The organism is Stenotrophomonas sp. S39 (genome assembly GCF_016624665.1).
Classification (GTDB): Bacteria; Pseudomonadota; Gammaproteobacteria; order Xanthomonadales; family Xanthomonadaceae; genus Stenotrophomonas.
Genome location: NZ_JACVTT010000016.1, coordinates 1 through 17,603, shown reverse-complemented (window position 1 = coordinate 17,603; position 17,603 = coordinate 1). Strand labels below are relative to the sequence as shown.

Genomic DNA, 17,603 nt, shown 5'->3' with positions numbered 1-17,603 from the left:
CGTGTCCGCCATGCCTTGGCTGCATCCCGAACGTGCCCATGCCCTGCTCGCCGCGCTGCGCGAGCGCATCCTGATCATTGATGGGGCGATGGGCACCATGATCCAGCGCCATGGCCTGCAGGAAGCGGATTACCGCGGCGAACGTTTCGCCGGGGGCTACGACCACAGCCATGGCCCCGGCTGCGACCACGGCACGCCAGAAGGCCATGACCTGAAGGGCAACAACGACCTGCTGCTGCTGACCCGGCCGCAGGTCATCGGCGATATCCACACCGCTTACCTCCTGGCCGGTGCGGACCTGGTGGAAACCAACACCTTCAACGCCACCTCGGTCAGCCAGGCCGACTACCACCTGGAACACCTGGTGTATGAGCTGAACAAGGCAGGCGCCGCCGTCGCGCGTGCCTGCTGCGATGCCGTGGAAGCAACCACGCCGGACAAGCCGCGCTTCGTCATCGGCGTGATCGGGCCGACCAGCCGTACCGCTTCGATCAGCCCGGACGTGAACGATCCCGGCTTCCGCAACACCAGTTTCGACGAACTCCGCGATACCTACCGCGAGGCCATCGAAGGTCTGATCGACGGTGGTGCCGACACCCTGATGGTGGAGACCATCTTCGACACGCTCAACGCCAAGGCCGCGCTGTATGCGCTGGAAGAGGCCTTCGATGCACGCGGCGCGCGCCTGCCGGTGATGATCTCCGGCACCATCACCGATGCCTCCGGCCGCACCCTGTCGGGGCAGACCGCCGATGCGTTCCATGCGTCGCTTGCCCACGCACGCCCGCTGTCGATCGGCCTGAACTGCGCGCTGGGTGCCGACGCCATGCGCCCGCACGTGGAAACCCTGTCCCAGGTGGCCGACTGCCACGTCAGCGCCCACCCCAATGCGGGTCTGCCCAATGCCTTCGGCGAGTACGACGAGACGCCCGAGGAAATGGCCGCCACCCTGCGCGGCTTCGCCGAGGCTGGCCTGCTGAACCTGGTGGGTGGCTGCTGCGGCTCCACGCCGGACCACATCCGCGCCATCGCCGCGGCCGTGGCCGGCCTGCCGCCGCGCGCCCTGCCCGGCGCACAGGAGCAGCAGGCCGCATGAGCACTTCGCCCTATACCCGCCTGTCCGGCCTGGAACCGCTGGTCATCACCCCGGACCTGTTGTTCGTCAATGTCGGCGAACGTACCAACGTCACCGGCAGTGCGCAGTTCCGCAAGCTCATCAAGGAAGGCCGCTACGAAGAAGCCGTGGACGTGGCCCGCCAGCAGGTGGCCAGCGGCGCGCAGATCCTCGACGTCAACATGGACGAGGGCCTGATCGATTCGGAAGCGGCGATGACCCGCTACCTCAACCTGATCATGTCCGAGCCGGACATCGCGCGCATTCCGGTAATGGTCGATTCCTCCAAGTGGAGCGTGATCGAGGCCGGCCTGAAATGCCTGCAGGGCAAGAGCGTGGTCAACTCGATCTCGCTGAAGGAAGGCGAGGCGCTGTTCCGCGAACACGCCCGCAAGGTGCTTCGCTATGGCGCCGCCGCGGTGGTGATGGCCTTCGACGAGGCCGGCCAGGCCGACACCTGCGCACGCAAGGTCGAGATCTGTACCCGCGCCTACCGCATCCTCGTCGATGAGATCGGTTTCCCGCCGCAGGACATCATCTTCGACCCCAACATCTTCGCCGTCGCCACCGGTATCGAAGAGCACGACAACTACGCGGTCGACTTCATCGAAGCCACCCGCATCATCAAGCAGACCCTGCCGCACTGCCATGTGTCCGGCGGCGTCTCCAACGTCTCGTTCTCGTTCCGCGGCAACGAAACGGTGCGCCAGGCCATCCATTCGGTGTTCCTCTACCACGCCATCGCCGCCGGCATGGACATGGGCATCGTCAACGCCGGCGCCATGCCGATCTACGACGAGCTGGAGCCGGAACTGCGCGAGCGCGTGGAGGATGTGATCCTCAACCGCCGCAGCGATGCCACCGAACGCCTGCTGGAGATTGCCGAGCGCTACAAGGGCAAGAAGGGCGCGGCGAAAACCGAAGACCTCGCCTGGCGCGAGAAGCCGGTGGCACAGCGCTTGGCGCATGCACTGGTGCACGGCCTGGATGCCTTCGTGGAAGAGGACACCGAGCTGGCGCGACAGGCCTCCAGCCGCCCGCTGGACGTGATCGAAGGCCCGCTGATGGACGGCATGAACGTGGTCGGCGACCTGTTCGGCGCCGGCAAGATGTTCCTGCCGCAGGTGGTGAAGTCCGCGCGCGTGATGAAGAAGGCCGTGGCCTACCTGCTGCCCTACATCGAAGCGGAGAAGGCGCGCAGCGGCGACACCGCCCGCAGCAACGGCAAGATCATCATGGCCACGGTGAAGGGCGATGTGCACGACATCGGCAAGAACATCGTCGGCGTGGTCCTGGCCTGCAACAACTTCGAGGTCGTGGACCTGGGCGTTATGGTGCCGGCGCAGAAGATCCTCGACGCCGCGCGCGAGCACAACGCCGACCTGATCGGCCTGTCCGGGCTGATCACGCCCTCGCTGGAAGAAATGAGCCACGTGGCGCGCGAAATGGAGCGCCAGGGCTTCGACCTGCCGCTGCTGATCGGCGGCGCGACCACCTCGCGCGCGCATACCGCGCTGAAGATCGACCCGCACTACAAGGCGCCGACCGTCTGGGTGAAGGATGCCTCGCGCGCCGTCGGCGTGGCCCAGTCGCTGATCTCGCGCGATCTGCGCGAAGCCTTCGTCGCCGCCAACGAAGCCGACTACGCCGAAATCCGCGCCCGCCATCGCAACCGCGGCGATGCCAAGCGCCTGGTGTCGCTGGAACACGCGCGTGGGCAGAAGTTCCATGGTGACTGGGTGAACTACACACCGCCGGCACCCAAACTGCCGGGCCTGCATGTGTTCGATGACTACCCGCTGGCCGAACTGGTCGATTACATCGACTGGACGCCGTTCTTCCAGGCGTGGGAACTGGCCGGCAAGTACCCGGCCATCCTCACCGATGAGATCGTCGGCACCCAGGCCAGCGAGCTGTACCGCGACGCACGCGCGATGCTCGGCCGCATCGTCGGCGAGAAGTGGCTGCAGGCCAAGGCCGTGTTCGGGCTGTGGCCGGCCAACAGCGTCGGCGATGACGTGCGCGTGCAGCACCCGCAGGGCGAGACCACCCTGCACTTCCTGCGGCAGCAGGTGGACAAGCCGGCCGAGCGCCCGGACTTCTGCCTGGCCGATTTCATCGCGCCTGCCGACAGTGGCCGGCAGGACTGGATCGGCGCCTTCGCGGTGACCGCCGGCATCGGCATCGACGCCCACGTCGCGCGCTTCGAAGCCGACCACGACGACTACAACGCGATCCTGCTGAAAGCACTGGCCGACCGCTTTGCCGAAGCGCTGGCCGAGCGCCTGCACCAGCGCGTGCGCACGGAATTCTGGGGCTACGACCACGCCGAGACGCTGGACAACGAAGCCCTGATCGACGAAAAGTATCGCGGCATCCGTCCGGCGCCCGGCTATCCCGCCTGCCCCGAGCACAGCGAGAAACGCCGCCTGTTCGACCTGCTGCAGGCCGAGGCCAACGCCGGCATGGAGCTGACCGAAAGCTTCGCCATGCTGCCCACCGCCGCCGTGTCGGGCTACTACTTCAGCCACCCGCAGAGCCAGTATTTCGTGGTGGGCCGCCTCAGCCGCGAACAGGTCAGCGACTACGCCCGCCGCAAGGGCGTCGACCGCGCCCAGGCCGAGCGCTGGCTGGCCTCCAACCTCGACTACGACCCCGAATGAGGCGGTAGCGCCCGGGCCAGGCCCGGCGCCATCTCCCGTCCGCTGGGCATGGCCCGGCGCCAGTGTGCATTATTCCCGCGATGACCGTTCCCGCCGCCCGCCTGTCCAGCTTCTACCTGTTCTATTACGCCGCGCTCGGCGCGTTTACGCCGTACTGGAGCCTGTTCCTGACCGCGCGCGGGATGAGCGTCACCGCCATCAGCGTGATGATGGGCCTGTGGTACGCCACCCGCGTGATCGCGCCCAGCACCTGGACATCACTGGCGGCGGCCTCGCCACGCCCGATCCGCCTGCTGCGGGTGGGCTGCTTGCTGACGCTGCTGAGTTTCGCGGTGTTCCTGCTGCCGCTGCCGCAGCCGTGGATGTACCCGGCGATGGTGGTGTTCTGCTTCTTCTACAACGCGGTGATGCCGCAGTTCGAGTCGATCACCCTCACCCACCTGGGCAGCGACAGCCATCGTTACGGGCTGATCCGGGTCTGGGGCTCGCTGGGCTTCATCGCCATTGTCACCCTGTTCGGCTGGCTGATCGAGGGCGACGGCAGCGGCAGCCGCGCCGGGCTGCTGCCGTGGATGATGCTGCCGCTGTTCGCCCTGCTGGTGGCTTCGGCCTTCAGCAACCAGTACGCACGCGGCATCGGCAAGGCCGAGGGCGACGCCAGCGGTTTCTGGAAGATCGTGCGCCGGCCGCCGGTGCTCGCGTTCTTCCTGGCCGCGTTCATGGAACAGCTGTCGTTCGGGCCGTACTACACGTTCTTCTCGGTCTACATGGACCACCACGGCTACCGCACCTCGACCCTCGGCCTGTTGTGGACCATCGGCGTGGTGTTCGAGGTGGGCGTGTTCTTCACCATCGGCCGCTTCTTCCGCCGCTACGACGCAAGCTGGATGCTGCTGATCGCGCTGGTCAGCTCCTGCCTGCGCTGGGCGGTCACCGCATTGTTCCCGGAAAACCTGCCGGTGATGCTGCTGGCGCAGACCGCACACGCGCTGGGCTTCGCCGCCTTCTTCGCCGCGGCCATGCAGATGCTGGCGACCTATTTCCCGGGCCGGCTCAACGGCCACGGCCAGGGCCTGCTGTACGGATTCTCGTCCGGTGTCGGGGGCGTGCTCGGCGCACTCATCGCCGGCCAGCTGTGGCCCATCGACAACGGCCGCACCGCGTTCCTCGCCGGCAGCGGCTTTGCCCTGGTCGGCGCCCTGCTGTGCTTCTTCGCGCTGAGCCTGCCGTTGATCCGCGCGCGGCGCAGCGCCACCGGCACGCACTGACGAAAACGCCGGGCAATGCCCGGCGTCCTCGTCATCCTGCAGGCCTGCTTACCAGACCAGGTCGTCCGGCACCTGGAACTGCGGATCCGCATACGGATCTTCTTCGGCCGGTGCATTCGGATCGACCTTCAGCGCCACCGATGCGGCGAACACGGCCTCCGACTGCGCCAGCAGCTCGGCGGTCACCAGCAGGTAACGGCCGTTGAGCTGCACCACGCCCAGCTCACCCGCATTGAGCGCGGTCAGCTGCGCGGCGGTCACGTAGATGCGCTTGATCTTGCCGCCGTAGGGGAAGTGACGGGCGATGTCGGCCGCCTCGTCATTGAGCCCCTTGTCCTTCAGCAGTTCTTCCAGCTTGGCCTTGGCCTCGCGGCGCTGGCGCGCTTCTTCCTGCTTCAGGCGCTCGGTCTCGATGCGCTCTTCTTTTTCCTTCTGCGCGCGGATGGCGTAGGCCTTGGCCAGGTCCATCTCTTCGGCAGTGCGCGGCTTGCGCGGGCCCTGCTGGCCCGGGCCACGCGACGGGCCGGGCTTGCCGGCACCACCACGACCATGGCCACGACGCTCGCCGGGCTTGTGTTCGCCCTTGCCAGCGCCCTGCGGCCTTGCATTGCCATCACCATTGCCACCCTTGCCCTGCGGGCGGCCATCACGGCGGGGGGCATCGTTCTTGCGCTCGGGCTTGGGTGCCGGCTTGAAGCCCAGGCCCATCAGCTGGTCGCGGAGGGTATCGCTCATAGGAATCGGATCAGTAGTGCGGCGGCGGCGGTTCGCTCGCCGGATCGGAAGAATTCAATGCGTTGCGGACCTTGCCCAGGTCTTCCAGCAGCACGCGCAGCACATCGGCATTGCGGCTGCCCTGCATGCTTGCAGCGGCCAGCGCATCGCTCAGTTCGGCCAACGCGTGTTCCTGGAAGGACACGCGCATCTCCAGTTCGACCAGGCGCGCTTCAAGCGCCTGCTCACGTTCACTCGGCAACTCAGACATGCAACGAACGCCCCCGGCCAATGCCGTAATAAGCCAGGCCGGCAGCCTCGACCTCGGACGGGTCGTACAGGTTGCGGCCATCGAACACCACCGCGTCCTTCAGCTGCGAACGCAGCGCCTGGAAATCGGGGCTGCGGAACTGCTTCCACTCGGTCACCACGACCACCGCAGCGGCGCCCTGCAGGGCCTCGTCGGCACTGCCGCAGAACACCAGGTCGTCGCGCTGCCCAAAGATGCGCTGCGCTTCATGGGTGGCTTCCGGGTCGTAGGCACGCACCGTCGCACCGGCGTCCCACAGCTGGGCCAGCAGGCGGCGGCTGGATGCCTCGCGCATGTCGTCGGTATTGGGCTTGAAGGCCAGGCCCCACACCGCAAACGTCTTCCCACGCAGGCTGGCGCCCGCATGCGTGCCGTAATGGCGCTGGATGAGTTCGAACAGGTGGCCCTTCTGCGCATCATTGACCGCTTCGACGGCATTGAGCAGCTTCGGCTCCAGGCCGTACTGCTGCGCCGTGCTGGCCAGCGCCTGCACATCCTTGGGGAAGCACGAGCCACCGTAGCCGGCGCCCGGGTAGATGAAGTGCCAGCCGATGCGCGGGTCCGAGCCGATGCCCTGGCGGACCTGCTCGATGTCGGCGCCGACGCGCTCGGCGATGTTGGCGATTTCGTTCATGAACGAAATCTTGGTCGCCAGCATCGCGTTGGCCGCGTACTTGGTCAGCTCGGCCGAACGCACGTCCATTTCCACCACGCGGTCGTGGTTGCGGTTGAACGGTGCATACAGGCGGCGCATCACCGCCACCGATTCGGCGCTGGTGGCGCCGATGATGATGCGGTCCGGGCGCATGCAGTCAGCCACCGCATCGCCTTCCTTCAGGAACTCGGGGTTGGACACCACGTCGAAGGCGATGTCCGCGCCACGCGCGGAAAGCTCGGCGGCGATCGCTGCACGCACCTTGTCGGCGGTGCCCACCGGCACCGTCGACTTGTTGACCACCACGGTCGGCACGCTCATGTGCCGGCCGATGGTGCGGGCCACGGCCAGCACGTACTGCAGGTCGGCGCTGCCATCCTCGTCCGGCGGCGTGCCGACGGCGATGAACACCACCTGCCCATGGCCGATGGCGGCTGCGACATCGGTGGTGAACGCCAGCCGCGACGCGGCGTGGTTGGCCTTCACCATCGGCTCCAGGCCCGGCTCGTAGATCGGGATGATGCCCTGGTTGAGGCCGTCCACCTTGGCCTGGTCGATATCGACGCAGACCACCTGGTGGCCGGCATCGGCCAGGCAGGTCCCTGTCACCAGACCGACGTAGCCGGTACCGAAAATCGCAACGCGCATGTCCGTGCTGACTCCTGGGGGCTTACGGCAGAACGCCCAGCAGCTCGACGTCGAAGGTCAGCGTGGCGTTCGGGCCGATCGGGCCACCCGGGGTGCCGTTCTCGCCATAGGCCAGGTCGCCCGGGATCCAGAAGCGGTACTTGGAACCGACCGGCATCAGGGCCACGCCCTCGGTCCAGCCCTTGATGACCTGGTCCAGGCCGAACTCGGCCGGGCCACGGCTGGCGGAGCTGTCGAACACGGTGCCGTCCAGCAGCTTGCCTTCGTAGTTCACGCGCACCTTGCTGCTCGGCAGCGGGCGCTCGCCGCTACCCGGGCGGATCACCTGGTACTGCAGGCCCGAGGCGGTGGTCACCACGCCCGGCTGGGTCTTGTTCTTGGCCAGGAACGCGTTGCCTTCCTGACGGTTGGTCTGCGCAGCCTGGGCGGCCTTGGCCTGCATTTCAGCCTGCTTGGTGCTCATGAACGACTGGATGGTGGCCGTCGCGTCAGCTTCGGTCATCTTCGGCTGGCCCTTGCTCAGAGCGGTGCTGATCGCGTCAAACAGCGAGGCCGTATCGATGTCGTCCTTCAGCTGCGCCAGCGACGGGCCGACCGAGTAGGAGCCGATCATCTGAGCGACCTTGACGCGGTCGACCTTGGCCGGCTGCGAGCCCGGTGCCATGCCCGGAACCTGCTGGCCGTTGCGGGCCATCACGACCTGGCGCAGGGCCGCGTCGGTGGCCTTGGCCTGGTCCTGGGTGATCTGCGGCTGCAGGCCTTCGAACGAACGCTCGACGGCGGTGCGCAGGGCGGCCACGTCGATTTCATCGGCGATCGGTGCGAACGACTTGGCCACATCCAGACCGATGGCGTAGCCGAGCTTCTGCTTGGGGGAATTCAAGGTTGCGGTCTCCTTGGCGGCCGCCGGTGCGGCCGGTTGTTGCGACAGGGCAGCACCAGAGGTGCCCATCGCCAGAATCAGAACCGACGCCGCTGCGCCGCGCATTCCCATCTTCATTCGCTGCATTCCTGGAAGTGTCTGGGCGCCGACGTCGGCGCGAAAGCAATCATTGTCGCACGCACGCCGGAGATGTCGAGGCGTGCGTGCCGTCATTCAATGGGTGGCCGGCGCAGCCAGCGCCTTGTCGATGGCCGCTTTCAGCTGCGGATCATCCGGAGTGACCTTGCTGGCGAACTGGGCAATGACCTTGCCATCGCGGCCCACCAGGTACTTGTGGAAGTTCCAGCCCGGGGCAACGCCGGTGGCAGCGGTCAGGCGCTGGTACAGCGGCGTGGCCTCGGCACCGACCACGTGCACCTTCTCGAACATCGGGAACTTGACGCCGTAGGTCAGCGTGCAGAAATCCTGGATCTGCTTCTCATCGCCGGGCTCCTGGCCCTTGAAATCATTCGACGGGAAGCCGAGCACGGCAAAGCCCTTGCTGGCGTACTGCTTGTGCAGCGCCTCCAGGCCTTCGTACTGCGGGGTGTAGCCACACTTGCTGGCGGTGTTGACCACCAGCAGCACCTGGCCGTGGTAGCGCTTTTCCAGGTTGACCTGCTGCTTGCCGGCCAGCGGGCGGTAGCTGACATCCAGCAGGTCGGCGGCCAGGGCGCTGGCCGACCCGGCCAGGCCGAAGGCCAGCACGGTCAACAGGGACAGGCCGCGAAGGCGGCGCGGGAGAGCAGTCGGCAGAGGCATGAGGGTCGTTCCGCGGTAGCTGTTTCAGGGCTCCGGCCAGCTCCGGCCGGGAATCGGCCGAACTATAGCACCGGGGCCCGGAGCGCCTGCCGTTGCTGGGGCCGCCTCACTTTGCGCGGCGTGGCGGCTGCCGTCCCCGGGGCCCGCCAGCGCAGCGCCGATGACATAGCATCGATGTTGCTGAATGGACGCGGGTCCGGAAAACACGGCTGTGCGAAGCCCGTTCTCCAATCAGATCAATAACTTGAAGTAATATTGCGGTCCCGTGACCACCCCTGCCATCAGTTGGGTTGCAGCGGGTCTTGCACGACAGCGTGCCGGTGTTATAGTTGCATACAACACCAGTCACCTGAGACAGGGGGAAACCATGAACATCCAGATGCGACGCCGCCATGCCGCCCCTGCGGTCACGGCCGTATCCACGCTGTTGGCCCTGCTCTGGCTGGCCCTGCCGGCACCGCCGGCGCCCTCCTCCTCCCCCGACAACACCCCGCAGGACGCAGCACCCTTCACGGCCGGGAACGCCGAACCCTCTCCCCCTCCCCCGCGTCGGCTGCACAGCTCCCTGTCCATGCCGTACTTCTCGTTCGCACAGCCGCTGACCCCACGGAGCTGAATATGAGCGACATCCAGTGGAGCGACGGCGCTCCCATCTACCGCCAGCTGAAGGAGCGCGTGATCGCCATGATGCTCGACGGAATCCTCAAGCCGGGCGACGCCCTGCCTTCGGTGCGCCAGGTGGCCGCCGACTACCAGCTCAATCCCATCACCGTTTCGCGCGCCTACCAGGAACTGGCCGATGAAGGCCTGGTCGAGAAGCGCCGCGGCCTGGGCATGTTCATGACCGAGCAGGCCGCCACGCAGCTGCGCAGCAGCGAGCGTGAGCGCTTCCTCAATGAAGAATGGCCGGCGGTCCTGGAGCGCATCCAGCGCCTGGGCCTGAGCCTCGACGAATTGCTGCCCCAGGGGAAGATCTGATGAGTACCGTCGCAAGCGAAACCGTCATCACCGCCAAGGGCCTGCGCAAGGCCTACAAGAACACCGTTGCCCTCGACAACGCCAGCTTCTCCATTCCCGCAGGCCGCATCGTCGGCCTGATCGGGCCCAATGGCGCCGGCAAGACCACCGCACTGAAGGCCATCCTCGGCCTGACCTCGGTGGAGGGCGAGCTGTCGGTGCTGGGCCGCGACCCGCGGGCGCACCGCGATGAACTGATGAAGGACATCTGCTTCATCGCCGACGTGGCCGTGCTGCCGCGCTGGCTGAAGGTGCGCGAGGCCATCGATTTCGTGGCCGGCGTCCACCCGCGCTTCGACCGCGCACGCTGCGAACGCTTCCTGGCCAACACCAAGCTGCAGCCCAGGCAGCGCGTGCGCGAGCTGTCCAAGGGCATGATCGTGCAGCTGCACCTGGCCCTGGTGATGGCCATCGACGCCCGCATCCTGGTGCTGGACGAGCCGACCCTGGGCCTGGACATCCTGTACCGCAAGGAGTTCTACCAGCGCCTGCTGGAGGACTACTTCGACGAGCAGAAGACGATCATCGTCACCACCCACCAGGTGGAAGAGATCGAGCACATCCTCAGCGACGTGATGTTCATCCGCGATGGCCGCGTGGTCCTCAGCGCGGAGATGGACGAGGTGGGCGAACGCTACACCGAGCTGCTGGTGGGTGCAGACCAGCTGGAAACCGCCCGCGCACTGAAGCCGATCGACGAGCGCGCCCAGGCCTTCGGCAAGACCGTGCTGCTGTTTGACGGCGTGCCGCGCAGCCAGCTTTCCACCCTGGGCGAGACCCGCAACGCGGGCCTGGCCGATCTGTTCGTCGCTGTCATGAAGGGGACCTACGCATGAATGCCGTCAACCATCCGGTCAGCCCCGCAGGCACCCTGCGCTGGCTGCTCAAGCGCGAATACTGGGAGAACCGCGGCGGCTTCCTGTACGCCCCGCTGATCGCCGGCATCGTCTCGCTGCTGATGAGCGCGGTGGGCATCGGACTGGGCCTGTTCGCCCTGCACCGCGCCGCCCGCGACGGCGGCCTGCACGTCGATGGCGAGGACGTGAACATCAACGGCCTGGACCTGGCCCTGCTGACCCAGAAGATCAGCGCCAAGGACATGGCCGACCTCGGCAACGGCCTGGACCTGACCCTGCTGCTCAGCTCCACCTGGCCCTTCCTGGTGCTGGCCTTCGTGGTGTTCTTCTACTGCCTGGGCGCCCTCTACGACGACCGCCGCGACCGCAGCATCCTGTTCTGGAAGTCGCTGCCGCTGTCGGACACCCAGACCGTGCTGTCCAAGGTGATCAGCGCCCTGGTCATCGCGCCGCTGGTGGCCACCCTGGCCGCCGTCGCCACCATGTTCGGCTTCCTGCTGATCATCAGTATCGTCGCGGTCACCCACGGCGGCAGCCCGACCACGCTGATCTGGGGCCCGGCCAGCCCGGTGTCCCTGAGCGCCGGCCTGCTCGCCGCCATCCCGGTGTACGCGCTGTGGGCGCTGCCGACCGCCGGCTGGCTGCTGCTGTGCTCGGCCTGGGCAAAGAGCAAGCCGTTCCTGTGGGCGGTCATGCTGCCGCTGTTCGCCGGCATCATCGTCAGCACCACCAAGCTGATGCATGTGTTCGACATGACCACCGGCTGGTTCTGGCAGCACATCGTCGCCCGCCTGCTGCTGGGCACGGTGCCCGGCGTGGACCTGGTCTACCGCCTCAGCGCGAACGACAAGGCCAAGAACGTCGAGTCGCTGGCCGCGCTGATGAGCCCGGCCGAGCAGCTGAAGACCCTGGCCATGCCCGACCTGTGGATCGGTGCAGCGTTCGGCGTCGCCTTCATCATCCTGGCCATCCGCCTGCGCAAGCGCGCCGGCGAAATCTGATCCCTTCCCGGAGAGACCACCATGCGTACCCTGCTCGCCTGTAGTGCCCTGTTGCTGCTGTTGCCACTGTCGGTGCAGGCCGCCGACGCACCGAACTGCAAGCTCTCCGCGCCGCGCTCGCTGAAGCTGGACACGGCCGGTGCCAAGGCCGTGGTGTTCGAGGTCAACCAGCACGACCTGAAGGTGGTCGCCAATGCCGGCGGTGGCCAGCTGGAAGGCCGCGCCTGCGCGTCCAGCCAGGAGCTGCTGGACCAGCTGCGGCTGGACCAGCGCCGCGAAGGCGACAAGCTGGTGGTCAGCCTGCGCCGTGACAGCCAGCCCGGCATCAGCCTGGGCAACTTCCATGCCTGGCTGGACATCCGTGGCAGCGTGCCGGACAACCTGCCGCTGCAGTTCCGCATCGGTTCCGGCGATGCCAGCGTGGACAACGCGCAGTCGCTGAGCATGGATGTCGGCTCCGGTGATGGCATCGCCCGCGGCACGCGGGGCAGCGTGCATGCTGCGGTCGGCTCGGGCGACCTGGACATCGACGGCGCCGCATCGCTGAACCTGCTGTCGCTGGGTTCGGGCGACGTCAAGGCCCGCAACATCGGCGGCGACGCCGTGGTCGGCACCGTGGGTTCGGGTGACCTGAAGATCAGCGACGTGCGCGGCAACGCGCGGCTGGAAACGGTCGGCTCGGGCGACATCGGCTTCCGCCAGGTGAAGGGCAACGTGGAGATCGGCGTGGTCGGTTCCGGCGACGTGGACATCGACCAGACCGGCGGCAACGTGCACGTGCGCAGCCACGGCTCGGGCGACATCACCGTCAACGGCGCCGGCGGCAACCTGACCGTCGACCACAGTGGCAGCGGTGACGTCCGCCATCGCGACATCGGCGGCAAGGTCACCCTGCCGCGCGGCAAGTAAGCCATCCATCCATTGCCTTGAGGAGAACGCCATGAACCTGCTGCGCCTGATGCCTGCCGTCCTGCTGTGCCTGCCGCTGATCGCCTGTGGCGGCACGTCCTCGTCTTCCTCTTCGCCGTCGGACACGTCGCCGGGCAAGGCCGTGGCCGATGCCACCGGCGAGATCGGCAAGAGCGTCAAGGAAGCCACCGACAAGGCCCGTGAGGAAATCGCCAAGGGCAACATCAAGATTTCCTCGGACAAGCAGCCGCGTGCGGAGATCACCCCGGATGGCCGCCTGCTGATCGCCGGCAAGGAAGTGGAGACCACGCCGGCACAGCGTCGCCAGCTGCTGGACTATCGCGGCCATATCGCCGGCATCGCCCAGGACGGCATGGAGATCGGCGTGGCCGGTGCCAAGCTGGGCGCCAGCGCCGCCAGCGAAGCGATCAAGGGCGTATTCAGTGGCGACACCGACGGCATCGAGAAGCGCATCAATGCCGAGGCCGAGAAGATCGAAGCCCAGGCCAAGCAGCTGTGCAACCGGCTGCCGGCGATGCTGGCCAGCCAGCAGGCACTGGCCCGCGACCTGCCGGCGTTCCAGCCCTACGCCACCATGGACCAGCGCGACATCGACGACTGCAACACCAACACCGTGGTCAACCGCTGACCCTGTGACACTTCGCCGCACCCGGCCGGCAACCTGACCCGTTGCCGGCCGTGCCGGGCCGCCCGGGCTTACAATGGCGGCCCCCGATGCACCCGATAGAACCGCCATGAAAAAGCTGTTGCTGCTGCTGGTCGCCCTGCTCTGCCTGGGCCTGGCCGGCTGCGACCAGGACTACCGCAACCACCGCGCCGAGCGCGGCAAGCCCAAGATCTCCGTCAGCGAAAGCATGGTGACGGTGCGCCGCCAGCCGGCGCCGAACATCATCATCCTGCCCGACGGCACGATGAAGGTGGACGAGATCCAGATCCCGCTGAACGATGGCCAGCGGCAGATGCTGCAGACCATGTTCGGCAAGCTGCAGGTGCTGCGCCAGAACACCCTGGTGGCGGCCCCGGCCGATCCGAACATGCAGCCGGTGAAGATCCAGCCACCGGAGGGCATGGAGGTGATTCCGCCGGACCTGGTGCAGACCATTCCGGAGTTCAAGGACTACACCGAGACCTTCGGCAACATCGTCGCCGACCGTCGCTGACACGAAAAACGCCGCCCCGAGGGGCGGCGTTTTTGTTTATCCGGCAATCCGCCGGGCATGGCCCGGCGCTACCCGATCAACCGCCGGCGCCACCACCACCGGCCTGGATGCCACCGGCGGTCAGCGCGGTCGGGTCCAGCAGGCGGCGCAGTTCGGCCTCGTCCAAGCCACTGTCCTCCAGCGCCACATCCAGCACCGGGCGCTGTTCCTTGTAGGCCCGCTTGGCGATGGCCGCCGCCTTCTCATAGCCGATGATCGGGTTCAACGCGGTCACCAGGATCGGATTGCGCGCCAGCGCCTCGGCCACGCGGTCCTCGCGCACCTTCAGCCCCTTGATCGCGCTGTCGGCCAGCAGGACGGACACGTTGGCCAGCAGGCCGATGCCATCCAGCAGGTTCACCGCGATCAGCGGCAGGGTGACATTGAGCTGGAAGTTGCCGGTCTGCCCGGCCACGGTGATCGCGGTGTGGTGGCCGATCACCTGCGCGCAGGCCATCACGGTCGCCTCGGGAATGACCGGGTTGACCTTGCCCGGCATGATCGAGCTGCCCGGCTGCAGGGCCGGCAGTTCGATCTCGCCCAGCCCGGCCAGCGGACCGGCGTTCATCCAGCGCAGGTCGTTGGCGATCTTGATCAGGGCCACGGCCAGGGCATTGAGCTGGCCGGACAGTTCCACGGCATCGTCCTGCGCGGCCAGGCCTTCAAACTTGTTCGCCGCGCTGTCGAACTTGACACCGGTGTGCTGCTTGAGGGCCTTGGCCACCTGCTCGCCGAAGCGCGGATCGGCATTGATGCCGGTGCCGATGGCGGTGCCGCCCAGCGGCAGGCGACGCACGCGCTTGAGGCTGTCTTCGATGCGCTCCTGTGCCGAGGCCAGCTGCGCCGACCACGCGCCAAATTCCTGCTCGAAGGTCAGCGGCATCGCATCCATCAGGTGGGTACGGCCGGTCTTGACCACTTTGCGCAGGCTGCGGCCCTTCTTGTCCAGGGTCTTGCGCAGGTGCACCAGCGCCGGCAGCAGATGCTCATGCACGGCCAGCACCGCCGACACGCGCAACGCCGTGGGGATCACATCGTTGGAGCTCTGCCCCTGGTTGACGTGGTCGTTGGGGTGCACCACGGTCTTGCCCGCCTTGCCGGCACGGTTGGCCAGGGTGGCGATGACCTCGTTGGCATTCATGTTCGAGGAGGTGCCCGAACCGGTCTGGTAGACGTCGATGGGAAAATGCGCGTCCCACTGACCGGCCGACACTTCGGCGGCGGCCACCTGGATGGCCTTGGCCACGACCTTGGGCAGGTGGCCCAGCTCGGCGTTGACGCCGGCGGCAGCGCCCTTCACCAGGCCCAGGGCGCGGATGAAACCGCGCGGCATGCGCTGGCCCGAGACCGGGAAGTTCTCCACGGCACGCTGGGTCTGCGCGCCCCACAGGGCGTCGGCAGGTACCTGCAGTTCGCCCATGCTGTCGTGTTCGATACGGAACTTCGCGGTTCCACCCTTGCTTGCAGCTTTGCTCATTGCATCAACTCCGCACTACTTCTGTTGGGGAAAGGGAAGCGGCGGCTGGCAGCGGGTCGCTTCCCGGGGCTGGCGGCTGTGCCAACGATACTCCCTTGTCCGCAGCATGGAACGCCGCCGATGGGTCGCACCGTCCGATCGGTAGCGCCGGCCGCTGGCCGGCGAGCGCGAAGCGCGGCAGCCCGCAGCGTCGTAGAATATGGCCCCCGCCGCTCGCCCCAGCCCTGCCGACATGTCCGATTACGCCCTGCTCGCCCTGTCCCCGCTCGATGGCCGTTATGCCGGCAAGGTCGATGCCCTGCGCCCGATCTTCTCCGAATATGGCCTGATCAAGGCCCGCATCACGGTCGAGGTCGAGTGGCTGCTGGCCCTGGGCGCCGAGCCGGGCATCGTCGAACTGGCCGCGTTCTCCGAGGCGGCCACCACCCGCCTGCGCGCCCTCGCCGCCAACCTCACCCCGGCCCAGGCTGCGCGCGTGAAGGAGATCGAGCGCACCACCAACCATGACGTCAAGGCGGTGGAGTACTTCATCAAGGAACAGCTGAAGGACGACGCCGAGCTGGCCCCGGCGCTGGAGTTCGTGCACTTCGCCTGCACCAGCGAGGACATCAACAACCTCAGCTACGGCCTGATGCTGGAACAGGCCCGCCGCGAAGTGCTGCTGCCGAGCCTGGACGGCGTCGCCGCCACCCTGCGCACCCTGGCCCACGCCCAGGCCGCACAGCCGATGCTGTCGCGCACCCACGGCCAGACCGCCTCGCCGACCACCCTGGGCAAGGAGCTGGCCAACGTGGTCGCCCGCCTGGAGCGCCAGCGCCGGCAGATCGCCGCGGTCGAGCTGACCGGCAAGATCAACGGCGCGGTGGGCAACTACAACGCCCACGTGGCCAGCTACCCGGACGTGGACTGGCCGGCCTTCGCCGAGCGCTTCGTGACCAGCCTGGGCCTGGTGTTCAACCCGTACACCACGCAGATCGAGCCGCACGACAACATCGCCGAGATCGGCGATGCCGCGCGCCGCGCCAACATCATCCTGATCGACCTGGCCCGCGACATCTGGGGCTACATCTCGCTGGGCTACTTCAAGCAGCGCCTGAAGGAAGGCGAAGTCGGTTCGTCGACGATGCCGCACAAGGTCAACCCGATCGATTTCGAGAATGCCGAGGGCAACTTCGGCATCGCCAACGCGCTGTTCGAGCATTTCAGCGCGAAGCTGCCGATCAGCCGCTGGCAGCGTGACCTGACCGATTCCACGGTGCTGCGCGCACTGGGCACCGCCTTCGGCCACGGCCAGGTGGCGCTGGATTCGCTGGCCAAGGGCCTGGGCAAGCTGGAAGTGAACCCGCAGCGCCTGGATGCCGATCTGGACGCGGCCTGGGAAGTGCTGGCCGAGGCCGTGCAGACGGTGATGCGCCGCCACGGCCTGCCGAACCCGTACGAGCAGCTGAAGGCGCTGACCCGTGGGCAGGGCATCACGGCGGAGTCGATGCGGGCGTTCGTGGAGACGCTGGCGCTGCCGGAGGATGCCAAGCAGTCGCTGCGTGAGATGACCCCGGGCAGCTACACGGGCCTGGCTGAGGCGCTGGCTCGCAAGATCTGAGGGGTTCCTTTGCGGCGGCGGCCGCGGGCGCTGCCTGCGGCAGGCAACTGCAACAGCAACTGCTAACGTCAAACATGGGGGCTCGTAGGCGCCATCCATGGCGCCTGCGGTCCCGCGAACCCAACCCGCCCCACCTCTGACAGTTTCCCGGTGACGGATGAGTAGATCCACGCCATGCGTGGATGACGTTGTCGGGACGGAACTTGAAAGAGGGACGCGGCTTCGCCGCGTCCCTCTTTGTTTTTGGGCGCCTGACAATTCCGGTTTCCGGTGGAGGATGCTCATGTAGTTCCACGCCATGCGTGGATGAACTTGCTCGGGAAAGCTCCATCCACGCATGGCGTGGATCTACAGTCGCATGAACGACAGCACGAGCAAGCGCAGCGCGCGACCCGCGTTGCCTTTGCTTTTCTTCTTCCATTCCGTGGCGGGCCGCGCAGGAAACTGTCAGGGGCCGGGCGGGTGG

At 67.1% G+C, this 17,603-nt stretch carries 16 protein-coding genes; 10 read left to right on the top strand and 6 right to left on the bottom strand.

Annotation, left to right across the window (positions count from 1 at the left end):
* Nucleotides 1–10 precede the first annotated feature (10 nt).
* The 3 genes from IAE41_RS06655 to IAE41_RS06645 all read left to right on the top strand — a co-directional run bounded on the left by IAE41_RS06655 (nucleotide 11) and on the right by IAE41_RS06645 (nucleotide 5,045).
* Nucleotides 11–1,096: a homocysteine S-methyltransferase family protein gene (locus IAE41_RS06655; RefSeq protein WP_200732554.1), complete on the top strand. Its 1,086-nt coding sequence runs from the start codon at nucleotides 11–13 to the stop codon at nucleotides 1,094–1,096.
* A complete protein-coding gene (gene metH, locus IAE41_RS06650) occupies nucleotides 1,093–3,777 on the top strand; it encodes a methionine synthase (protein ID WP_200732536.1) in 2,685 nt (894 codons plus the stop codon). The genes IAE41_RS06655 and metH overlap by 4 nt, the downstream gene beginning before the upstream one ends.
* 80 nt (nucleotides 3,778–3,857) lie before the next feature.
* The gene (locus IAE41_RS06645) at nucleotides 3,858–5,045 is read left to right on the top strand and encodes an MFS transporter (RefSeq protein WP_200732535.1); all 1,188 of its coding nucleotides are present in this window, start codon (nucleotides 3,858–3,860) and stop codon (nucleotides 5,043–5,045) included.
* A 48-nt stretch (nucleotides 5,046–5,093) separates the two neighbouring features.
* On the opposite strand, the gene IAE41_RS06640 is transcribed toward IAE41_RS06645, so the two are convergent.
* From IAE41_RS06640 to IAE41_RS06620, 5 genes are all read right to left on the bottom strand, one after another.
* Entirely contained in the window at nucleotides 5,094–5,780 is a 687-nt protein-coding gene (locus IAE41_RS06640) for a DUF2058 family protein (RefSeq protein ID WP_200732534.1), read from the bottom strand.
* A 10-nt stretch (nucleotides 5,781–5,790) separates the two neighbouring features.
* The gene (locus IAE41_RS06635; protein ID WP_079222411.1) at nucleotides 5,791–6,030 is read right to left on the bottom strand and encodes a SlyX family protein; all 240 of its coding nucleotides are present in this window, start codon (nucleotides 6,028–6,030) and stop codon (nucleotides 5,791–5,793) included.
* Nucleotides 6,023–7,372 (bottom strand): UDP-glucose/GDP-mannose dehydrogenase family protein, encoded by a 1,350-nt coding sequence (locus tag IAE41_RS06630; RefSeq protein ID WP_200732533.1) that lies wholly within the window; start codon nucleotides 7,370–7,372, stop codon nucleotides 6,023–6,025. Before IAE41_RS06630 ends, IAE41_RS06635 begins: the two co-directional genes overlap by 8 nt.
* A gap of 22 nt (nucleotides 7,373–7,394) precedes the next feature.
* On the bottom strand, nucleotides 7,395–8,372 hold the full coding sequence (locus tag IAE41_RS06625; protein ID WP_108746982.1) for an FKBP-type peptidyl-prolyl cis-trans isomerase: 978 nt from the start codon (nucleotides 8,370–8,372) through the stop codon (nucleotides 7,395–7,397).
* A 96-nt stretch (nucleotides 8,373–8,468) separates the two neighbouring features.
* Nucleotides 8,469–9,056 (bottom strand): glutathione peroxidase, encoded by a 588-nt coding sequence (locus IAE41_RS06620; protein WP_108746983.1) that lies wholly within the window; start codon nucleotides 9,054–9,056, stop codon nucleotides 8,469–8,471.
* Nucleotides 9,057–9,674: 618 nt separating this feature from the next.
* Here IAE41_RS06620 and IAE41_RS06615 point away from each other — a divergent pair.
* From IAE41_RS06615 to IAE41_RS06590, 6 genes are all read left to right on the top strand, one after another.
* Nucleotides 9,675–10,034 (top strand): GntR family transcriptional regulator, encoded by a 360-nt coding sequence (locus IAE41_RS06615; protein WP_079222416.1) that lies wholly within the window; start codon nucleotides 9,675–9,677, stop codon nucleotides 10,032–10,034.
* Nucleotides 10,034–10,909 (top strand): ABC transporter ATP-binding protein, encoded by an 876-nt coding sequence (locus IAE41_RS06610; RefSeq protein ID WP_200732532.1) that lies wholly within the window; start codon nucleotides 10,034–10,036, stop codon nucleotides 10,907–10,909. The genes IAE41_RS06615 and IAE41_RS06610 overlap by 1 nt, the downstream gene beginning before the upstream one ends.
* Entirely contained in the window at nucleotides 10,906–11,931 is a 1,026-nt protein-coding gene (locus tag IAE41_RS06605; RefSeq protein WP_200732531.1) for a hypothetical protein, read from the top strand. The genes IAE41_RS06610 and IAE41_RS06605 overlap by 4 nt, the downstream gene beginning before the upstream one ends.
* 21 nt (nucleotides 11,932–11,952) lie before the next feature.
* Nucleotides 11,953–12,840 carry a DUF2807 domain-containing protein gene (locus IAE41_RS06600; protein ID WP_200732530.1) on the top strand — a complete coding sequence of 296 codons (888 nt, stop codon included), beginning with the start codon at nucleotides 11,953–11,955 and terminating at the stop codon, nucleotides 12,838–12,840.
* A 31-nt stretch (nucleotides 12,841–12,871) separates the two neighbouring features.
* Nucleotides 12,872–13,489, top strand: coding sequence for a hypothetical protein (locus IAE41_RS06595; RefSeq protein ID WP_200732529.1), 618 nt, complete (start codon nucleotides 12,872–12,874; stop codon nucleotides 13,487–13,489).
* 106 nt (nucleotides 13,490–13,595) lie between these two features.
* On the top strand, nucleotides 13,596–14,021 hold the full coding sequence (locus IAE41_RS06590; RefSeq protein WP_108769290.1) for a hypothetical protein: 426 nt from the start codon (nucleotides 13,596–13,598) through the stop codon (nucleotides 14,019–14,021).
* A 76-nt stretch (nucleotides 14,022–14,097) separates the two neighbouring features.
* Here the strand turns inward: IAE41_RS06590 and IAE41_RS06585 are convergent, their stop codons facing one another.
* Complete coding sequence (locus IAE41_RS06585; RefSeq protein ID WP_200732528.1) at nucleotides 14,098–15,537, bottom strand: class II fumarate hydratase; 1,440 nt, start codon at nucleotides 15,535–15,537, stop codon at nucleotides 14,098–14,100.
* Between the two features lie 232 nt (nucleotides 15,538–15,769).
* On the opposite strand from IAE41_RS06585, the gene purB reads away from it, so the two are divergent.
* Nucleotides 15,770–17,137, top strand: a complete 1,368-nt coding sequence (purB, locus tag IAE41_RS06580) for an adenylosuccinate lyase (protein ID WP_108758264.1) — start codon at nucleotides 15,770–15,772, stop codon at nucleotides 17,135–17,137.
* Nucleotides 17,138–17,603: the final 466 nt, after the last annotated feature.